The sequence below is a fragment of the Stenotrophomonas sp. STEN022 genome (assembly GCF_056760155.1).
Genome location: NZ_JBRREG010000176.1, coordinates 1 through 3376, shown reverse-complemented (window position 1 = coordinate 3376; position 3376 = coordinate 1). Strand labels below are relative to the sequence as shown.

At 67.9% G+C, this 3376-nt stretch carries 3 protein-coding genes; all 3 read right to left on the bottom strand.

What is annotated here, in order from left to right; genetic code table 11:
• Positions 1 to 131 precede the first annotated feature (131 nt).
• The 3 genes from ACVOMF_RS20655 to ACVOMF_RS20645 are packed head-to-tail and all read right to left on the bottom strand — an operon-like array spanning position 132 to position 3186.
• Positions 132 to 875, bottom strand: a complete 744-nt coding sequence (locus ACVOMF_RS20655) for a pseudouridine synthase (RefSeq protein WP_481510939.1) — start codon at positions 873 to 875, stop codon at positions 132 to 134.
• Positions 872 to 2539 (bottom strand): ubiquinone biosynthesis regulatory protein kinase UbiB, encoded by a 1668-nt coding sequence (gene ubiB, locus ACVOMF_RS20650; protein WP_481510938.1) that lies wholly within the window; start codon positions 2537 to 2539, stop codon positions 872 to 874. The genes ACVOMF_RS20655 and ubiB overlap by 4 nt, the downstream gene beginning before the upstream one ends.
• Positions 2536 to 3186, bottom strand: a complete 651-nt coding sequence (locus ACVOMF_RS20645) for a ubiquinone biosynthesis accessory factor UbiJ (RefSeq protein WP_481510937.1) — start codon at positions 3184 to 3186, stop codon at positions 2536 to 2538. Before ACVOMF_RS20645 ends, ubiB begins: the two co-directional genes overlap by 4 nt.
• Between the last annotated feature and the right edge of the window lie 190 nt (positions 3187 to 3376).

Below are 3376 nucleotides of genomic sequence, written 5' to 3'. Positions count from 1 at the left end.
TTGTCGGGGTGTCGCGGTGCAGCGCCGCCGCGGCGCGGGGCGTTCTGTGTGGGTCGTCCCGCCTCCCGCCGCCCCCCCCGCCCCCCCCCCACTACAGGTGAGGCTGCTGCCGAGCATGGCTCGGCACTACCTCAATCCGGTAGCTTCCAACCGAACAGGTCCATCGCTTTCTGGAACTCGCGGTCCAGCGGTGCGCGCACTTCGATGCGGCGACCGTCCTGCGGATGCGGGAAAGCCAGGCGCTCGGCGTGCAGCAGCATGCGATGCACGCCCTGCATGCGGAACGTGCGGTTGTGGCGCCCGTCGCCATGGCTGGTGTCGCCGATCATGTGGTGGAACATGTGCTTGAGGTGCCGCCGGATCTGCCGGAAACGTCCGGTCTGCGGCTGGCAACGCAGCAGCGCATAACGTGAGGTCGGGAAGCCCGTCGACGGAATCGGCAACTCGCCTTCCAGCAGCTTCTGGAAGTGGGTGATGGCCTGCTTCTTGACCGGCTTGCCAGGGCCGCCGTCCAGGTCGTGATCGACGGTGAACGCATCTTCCGCCGGCCAGCCGCGGCATACCGCGAGGTAATCCTTTTCCACCTCGCCGCCCATCAGCGTCTTGCCCAAGGTGCTGGCGCTTTCGCGATCAAACGCCAGCAGCAGGCAACCACTGGTGGCACGGTCCAGCCGGTGCACCAGGAAAATCGGCTTGCCCAGCTGCTCGCGCAGACGGTCCGCGAGGAAGTCATCCTCGCCCCGCGCCAGCTTGCTGTCGTGGACCATCAAGCCCGCAGGCTTGTTGACCACCGCCAACCACTGGTCTTCGTACAGCAGCGGCAGCGGTTCAAAAACAATCGGCGCTTCCACTGCCTCATCGACAACATCACTCATCGACGCAACCACGCGGAAGCCACGGCAATCGCACCGACCGCGCCCGTCACCCACGACCACAGCGGTACCGAGGCGAACTGCGGGCCGCCTGCTTGCAGGCCGTACAACAGCGCCGACACCACCATCAAACCGGCACCGGCAACGGCGGTAACCACACGTCGCTGCATGCGCTGCAAGGTACCTTCGAGATTGACGATGTCCTGCGAGCGCATTGCCAGTTCGTGCTTGCCCTCCACCTGCTGGCGCAGCCAGCTGTGCAGCAGCGCCGGCATGTCCGGGGCCTGGGTCATGATTTCCGGCAGGCGCTTGCGCAATTCCTTCAGCGCGCGGCGCGGGCTGTAGCGTTCGCGCAGGATGCGCTCCAGCACCGGCTTGGCCACTTCCCATATGTCCAGGTTGGGGTCGAGCTGGCGGCCCACGCCTTCGATGTTCAGCAACGTCTTCTGCAGCAGGATCAACTGCGGCTGCAGGGTCAGCTGGTAGCGCTGGGCGGTGCGGAACAGCTTCATCAGCACTTCGGCCAGCGAAATCTGCGACAGCGGGCGGGTGAAGTACGGCTCGCAGACCGCGCGCACCGCGGCTTCCAGTTCGTCGATGCGCACCGTGTTCGGCATCCACTGCGCCTGCAGGTGCAGCTCGGCGATGCGGCGGTAATCACGGTTGAAGATGGCCATGAAGTTTTCGGCGAGGTAGAACTGATCCTCTTCCGAAAGCTGGCCCATGATGCCGAAGTCCAGCGCGATGAAGCGCGGGTTGTCGCGGCGCGCCGGATCGGTGTCGACCCAGATGTTGCCTGCGTGCGCATCGGCATGGAAGAAGTTGTCGCGGAACACCTGCGTGTAGAACACGCGCACGCCCTTGGCGGCCAGCGCCTTGCGGTCGATGCCGGCCTTGTCCAGCGCGACGATGTCGTCGGACGGAATGCCCCAGACCCGTTCCAGCGTCAGCGCGCGCTCGGCGGTGTGGCTCCAGATCACTTCCGGAACGTACAGGTCGTCCGAGTTCTCCCAGAAGCGGCGCAGCACGCTGGCGTTGGCGCCTTCGCGCTGCAGGTCCAACTCGGCAGCCAGGGTGGTTTCGATCTCGGCCACCACTTCGCGCGGGCGGATCTTGTCGGCACGCGGATGGGTGCGCTCGACCAGCGCGGCCAGCGACTTGAGCAGGGCGATGTCGCCGGCAATCTGCTTTTCGATATCCGGACGCAGCACCTTGACCACGACCTGGCGGCCATCGTCCAGCGTTGCCGCGTGCACCTGCGCGATCGAGGCCGACGCCAGCGGCGTGGTGTCGAAGCTGGCGAAAGCTTCGGTGATCGGCAAGCCCAGCGCCTGCTCGACGATCTGCAGCGCGCGTTCGCCGTCGAAGGGCTTGACCCGGTCCTGCAGCAGCGTCAGCTCGGCGGCGACGTCCGGCGGCACCAGGTCGCGGCGGGTGGACAGGATCTGACCGAATTTGACGAAGATCGGGCCCAGCTCCTGCAGCGCAAGACGCAGGCGCGCACCGCGCGACTGCGAGGCGATATCGGCGCTGGCGCGTGGCACGAATGGCTTGGCAACACTCAGCCAGCGCTCGACCGGGGTGCCATCGAGCAGATCATCCAGGCGGTAGCGCAGAATCACCCGGCCGATGCGGCTGGCGCGGAACATGGCGCGGGTCGCCTTCATGCGGCACCCCCGGCGCGCTGACGCAGGCGCGCGATGCGCGCGGCCATGCGTTCGACGTCATCGCGGATCACGTCCACATCATCATGGAAGGCATCCAGCTCGGCACGGGCAACGACATCACGCGACTCCTCGGTAACGTATTCGGCGGCGGTTTCGGCCAGATCCTTGGCGCTGCGCCTGGCCTGCAGCAGGGCTGCACGCAGGGCCTGCGCGATCTGCACGCCGAGGATCTCGCCAAAGGCTTTGACAAAAGGCTGCTGCCAATCGGGATCAAAACGGGTGGCCAGCTGCTGCAGGCGGCGCGCCAGCTCGGCATCGCCGGACACCTTGACCCGCCCAGCGGGCGCGCTGTTGCCGCGCCGCGCATTGGCCAGGAACGGCAGTTGGGCCAGCACCCCGCCCAGCGTGCTGCGCACAGCCAGGTCGGGCTCCAGCGACGGGTCCACCGGACCCACGGTCAGGCGTTCGCCGGCCACCCCGATCTGCATCGCCAGCGATGGCGATTCCAGGGTCAGGGCGATGCGTTGGCCGTCGAGCGAGGCCAGCGCGGTTCTGGTATCCGGGTCCAGCGCCAGCGCGCGGTTCAAGGCCACTTCCAGCGCACGGCCGGCCAGCGGCTTGATCATTTTGAGGGGGGATGCAGGCATGCCGGCATTCTACCGGAGGGCCGCAGATCGGGGATTGGGGAGTCGGGAATCGGCACCCGTCAGCAGGAGCTACCGTAGCCCCGGGTAGGGCCCGGGCCCCCGGGGGGGGGGGGGGAGGGGGGGGGGGGCCCCGCCCCCCCGGGGGGGGGGGGGGGCGGCGGGGGGGGGGGGGGGGGTGGGGGGGCCGCGG

Coding starts and splice junctions, on each gene's coding strand:
- ACVOMF_RS20655 (WP_481510939.1), bottom strand. CDS start 875: ATGAGTGATGTTGTCGATGAGGCAGTGGAAGCGCCGATTGTTTTTGAA.
- ubiB (WP_481510938.1), bottom strand. CDS start 2,539: ATGAAGGCGACCCGCGCCATGTTCCGCGCCAGCCGCATCGGCCGGGTG.
- ACVOMF_RS20645 (WP_481510937.1), bottom strand. CDS start 3,186: ATGCCTGCATCCCCCCTCAAAATGATCAAGCCGCTGGCCGGCCGTGCG.